The 5,760-nt window shown below is 38.4% G+C and carries 1 protein-coding gene; it reads right to left on the reverse strand.

All coding sequences use genetic code 11. The annotated features are described in order from the left end of the window. Positions 1-62: 62 nt before the first annotated feature. Complete coding sequence (locus BLW20_RS14220) at positions 63-5,456, reverse strand: T9SS type B sorting domain-containing protein (protein WP_091102841.1); 5,394 nt, start codon at positions 5,454-5,456, stop codon at positions 63-65. Between the last annotated feature and the right edge of the window lie 304 nt (positions 5,457-5,760).

Raw genomic sequence — 5,760 nt, forward strand, 5'->3', positions numbered from 1 at the left:
TTTAATCAACAAAAAAACAGGAAACCAATTGTTTCCTGTTTTTCATTTATTTAAGCCGGGACTTATCGTTTTAACGAGAAGTGACCATTTACTTCTTTGTTTAATCCTGTTTTTGGATCTAGATATTCGGCTTTGAACCAGTAGTCGGTCGATGGAAGCGGTTTGCCGTTGAAAGTTCCGTCCCATCCTTCGCCTGCCGGGCTTAACTGTTTGATCAGTTTGCCAAAGCGGTCAAAGATGTAAATCTTCGATTCGGGCTGGTTCTTTAACGACCAGATGTTCCAGGTGTCATTGTAACCATCGTTGTTCGGGGTAAAGTATTTTGGATAATCCATCACCGTAACTACTTTACTCGCTATACATGGTTCGTTCTCTATTCGTACATAAACCGTATGTTCGCCTGGTCTTACATCTAAGAAAACATTGGACTCTTGCCAGTTACCTTCATCTAACTTATACTCTAACAATACTCCTGCTCCTGCGTAAGCTATCACTTCAATAGCATTGGTATCGCCAAAGCTATCGGTTAACTTAACTTCATCAATGGTAATACTTGGTGCTTCATCTACTGTAGCTGTACGGGTGGTAGTACAACCATTAGGTCCGGTTACAACTACTGTATAAGAACCCCCTCTTTTTGCAAATAACCTGCGACCTCCATCTAAGATATCGGCTACATCAGACGTGATAGCAGCTCCGTTTCGACTCCAATCAAACGTATAGCCACTCTCGGTCAATCCCGTATCTAAATAATGACCACTAACTAAAGACCAGGCATCACGGTATTCATAACATACAACACCATCTTCTAATGGCTCTACTACAGGCGCATCTTTTAAGTGTACCGTAAATGTGATCTCACTTGAACATAACAAATCAGAATCTACATTGTAAACTATAGCACGTAATACCTCTCCATCATACACCTGGGCACTTGATGGATTCTGTATCGGTGTTTCATCCCAACGTTCGTATTTTACCAATAGATCAGGAGCTATTGGCTGAGTTCCTATGATCTCTACATCTAAAATCGTTAAATCTATTAATGATATACCGTCATTTACATAATCTGTCTCACAGAATTCCAACAAATTTGCACTTGGTTGGTAAGCATATACTGCCTGTTCTATCTGTATCCAGAAACTTGCTATATTAAAACATCCGGTTTCTTTGTTTTCTACTCGAACCCATATCTCCTGACGGTCTGGATCGGTGTTTTCAAACGTGTATGGTAACGGACTTACATTGTCTGTGGCATTCTCCTCACTTGCAAAATATCTTACAATAAAATCATCCGGATCTGCTCCTGCCAAGGCTTCTTCATCTTTATCGTGTAAATTGAATTTAGTAGATGTTGTTGGCTCATCCATACACGCAGGTAAATTGGTCATAGGTCCTACATTTGGCCATGGATTTACTATTAATTCCAACGGTACAACTACATAACAGGATTCGCTGGTATCGGTAAAGCTGTTTTCCACACGGACATAGACTGTAGAACTGCCGCTCAGAAAATCTTCCGGAGTACCTATATGAGTAGGATCGGTTGGTCCTATATGAGCACCGTTTTCTGAAACATAATATGTATAAGTATAACTTCCAAAATTACTTAAATTGCTTTCGGCATGGGTTAAATCAAAACTTGCTACACCTGATCCAAAGCCATCTTCACATAATTCTAACGCATCCGGAGTCATATTTGGTTCCGGTAACGGCAACACGCGTACTGTTAACGAAGTGATGCTTCTACAGCCGTATTGGTTGACTACCGAAATGTAAATCGTCTGCGGATTTACTTGATTTGTGAATTTCTTTGGATTGGTTATGCTTGCCCAACCATTTTCTGCATCTTGCATCGTTAAGTGATAACTGATAACGGCTCCAAATGGTGGTTGCCCATTAAACAGCTCATACTCTTTGGTGGTTAAGTCAAATTGTGATTTACCGTCACTTGGTGCCTCATCACATACAATCATTGGTGTTGGTTGACTCAACACAAACGGTGCTACTACTTCTATTACAAAACTCATTACGCGGGCACAACTTCCCGGTTTTTCAGTATCTTCTATACGTACCCAAATCGTTTGCGGGTTACTCGTATTTTGGAACTGCGTCGGATCTGCTATCCAATTGGTATTACTGTCGGCTAATGCCTTAGTGGTAAAATAGCGGATCTGATAGGTACTTTGTACCGTTTGTGCAGCTATCAATAAACTGTCTTGACTTGTTAAATCAAACAAAGTCGATTCATCCTGGGTATCGCCTAAAACATCACATTCTACCAGTTTTGGTAAACTTGACGGCAATTTTGGTGGTACGACCAACTGGAAAGTGATTGGGTAAACCGCATAACATTCTGTTAAAGGATCCTCTACCCTGATCCAAACCGTTGGATTATTTGGATCCAGATTATTGTAAGCTACCTGATTGGTTATACTATTGACATCGTTTTGTGCATCTGATTGGGTTTCATAGAATTTGAAAGTGTAATTAATACCGGTGGCATCTACTAGATCTTTTCCGTATAAGTATAGATTTATTGTCCCAAATCCTGTATTACTACAAATTACGTAAGGTGTGGTTGGCACATTCAGCACCGGATTGGCCTTTACTTCTAATTTTAACGTTGTTACCACAAAACATCCGGTACTGGCATTGGATACACGTACATAAATGGTTTGAACGTTTGGTGAGACGTTTTGATATTTGTTAGGTAATGGATTGGTTCCGGACTGCGCATCGGCATTGGTATAGTGGAAGGTTACATCCAAGCCTTGTTGGGTCCCCACTATAGATGCTTTTTGGCTGGCTAAATCAAATTCCTCAAATCCATTTCCGTTCGTATCGCATAATGCATAAACAGGCAGTGGATTTGCAACAACAGGCATATCGACTAATTCCAGCTCTATTTTTGTGACTACAAAACAACCTGTTATATTATCTGTTACACGGGCATAAACGGTTTTTGCCGTATTGGTTGAAAAACTTGTAGGATTTCCAATTACTCCGGTACCTGCCATGGCAGCGCTTGAACTGATATGGTACGTTACCGTATAATCCGCTGCATTTAAACCTGCCAGCATCGTTGATTCGTTGCTGCGTAAATTAACTGTTTCAACACCATCATTACCCGTGTCACACACTTTTAAGCTACGTATAGGAGTAATGGCAGGTGATTTATTTACAATTAATACTAAAGGCACCGTATTATAACAGCTGGAGTTTACAAAACCTACTCGAACATAAATGGTTTGCTGGTCTTTTACTTTATTTATATAAGCTCCTGTGTTTACTATGGCATTTACATTCGCGTCCGCATCGTTTTGCGTCTCATGGAACGTTACAACCGAATTAACAGGTAAGGGGTTACCAGCTATCAAAACCCGTGTTACATCTAAATTAAATTCACCAAAACCGTCATTGTTTAAATCACAATAAGTTAAAGGAGCTATGTTGTTGGCTACAGGTGTGTTGATGATCTGCAATTGTAATGGCACTACTGTAAAACAGTCGCCGTCTAAGTTACGTACTCGTACATAAATAGTCCCTGCTGAGCCCGTATAATTGGCGGGAAGCATTAATGCCGTATTCCCTATTTGTGCATCTTGTTGCGTACTGTAGAATTCTAAAGATACGCCTACCGGATCTACAGGAATGGTGTGATAAGCAAGGTTTAAATCAAAATCGCCTAAACCTGTTGAACCTTTTTCACAGGCTGTTATCGGCAAAACAGGCGATTGAGTTAATGGCAATAAATATCTATATAAATAGAACGAGCCTACTCCGTAGGATAAGGGGTTGGTATCGTTAGTTACACGTACCCAGATACGCTCGCCGTCTGCTCCGTTATAGGTTGCCAGACTACCCGTAGGGATGGCGTTTTGACCAGAGATAGCATCGGCATTATTCAAATGGTACGTAACCGTATAACCGGCCGCATTATTGTAAACCAATGGGGTCTGAACTGTTAAATCAAAGGTCTGAACACTGTCGCCTTCACAAATTGTCAAATCCGATAACGGATTCAATGCCAAACTACAATTGATGAAATCTAACGTAAAAGAAGCTATCGATGGGCATGGGTTGTTTAACTCATAAGCACGTACCCAAATCGTTACTGGTACGGTAGCCGTATTGGAAAGCATATAGACATTCGGAATCGGATTAACATCATCCTCCGCATCTTGCTGGCTCGTATAAAAATTAAATAATATATCAGGATTGCTCGTTACATTCGATACAGCATCAGTTAAATCAAAACGCGTCTCTGACCCCGCATTAGGACAAGCTGTTAAATTCTGCGGAGTACTGATATTCACGTAATCGTGAAACTCTATACGTACTGGATCAGATTCCATGACACAGTTTGTTACACTAGGTATAAAACCTTTTACGTAATAATCGCCGGTCTCTGTGACTACCAGATTCGCTCCGGTCTGACCCGGAATCTTCACTCCGTCTTTATACCACTCAAAAGTAAATAAGTTAGGATCTAATCCTGCCTCTAATGTGTAACTGTCGCCTACACACAAGCCTTCACCGTTTTCTATCAATACAGGATCTCCTAAATCTAAATTACCTATGTCAAAACTGCCTCCTTCAATAAATACAGCTGAATCTACGCCTGCATCTCCTCTATCTTGAATTACCATTTTAATATGGTACTTAGTAAAAGGTGTTACAGTAGATTCAGCAATCATTTTTACTGTCTGTCCATTAAAATTAATTGCATTTGTAGTACTTCCCGCGTTATAACTATCAAAATAAGTTTCATTCATTGAAGCAGGGTTTCCATCATCACAAATACCATTATTCCCGTTATTATACGCTTCATCTCTAATGGTTGTTACAGAAATAGGAAGAGTTGTATTGGGTACTAGTGCTAAATTGGTAGTAGTTCCAGAAACTGTATTCGTTAAAAAAAATGCAAAAGCGTCGGAATAATTACACTGATAAGTACCATATTCTTCAGATGCAAATATGAAATTAAAACTCATATCACTGGTAAAAGGCACAAAATCAAATTCTAAGATAGTTGCATTATGATAATTATCTGTATTACCTAATACATTATGCATATAGGTAGTCAATTCCATATCATCAGGCCAATCATTTGCTGTTCCGTCGCTTGATCCTCCATTTAGCCCTCGTGGTCCCGGTGTATTAATTGCTTTTCCTGTACTTAGAACAATGCCATCTGTCATATCAAGACTAGAATTAGAATTTTGAAAATATCCAATTCCATTCGATTTATCTCCTGTAGGAAAACTACTTCCTGTTAACCATTGTACATTTGTTATCTGTGCACAAGGAGTTTTAATCAGGACTTCCTTTACTAACTGTTCAGGTGTATATGTTGTAGTACTTACAGTTATCGGTTGTGAAAAACCAATGAAAGACATAAACAAAAACAGTATTAATAAATATTTGTTTCTTATATCTATTCCTTTTTTCATATTCTAAAAAATATTTGTTGCAAAATACTATTTTTTTGACATATATACTACATTTTCAATTAAAGATATTTATTATAATTTTAACATTTACTAATATCCTCATTTTTTTATTATATAAAAAAACAGTATACGACAAAAAATAATAAGCCACAGATTATTTTGGTTTTAGCCACAGATACACAAATGAAATTGATTCTTACAATCAAAAACGAACACAAATAAATGCTTTGCATTTAATTCCGAAGTCTTTAAAATTTCGACGAGTCGAAATTATCTGTGTACATTATAGTAATTTCAAAGAAAT

Source organism: Paenimyroides marinum (assembly GCF_900108395.1).
GTDB lineage: Bacteria > Bacteroidota > Bacteroidia > Flavobacteriales > Flavobacteriaceae > Flavobacterium > Flavobacterium marinum.

What these genes read in the sequence shown, in the direction of transcription:
- BLW20_RS14220 (WP_091102841.1), bottom strand. Translation starts at nt 5,456, where the DNA reads ATGAAAAAAGGAATAGATATAAGAAACAAATATTTATTAATACTGTTT.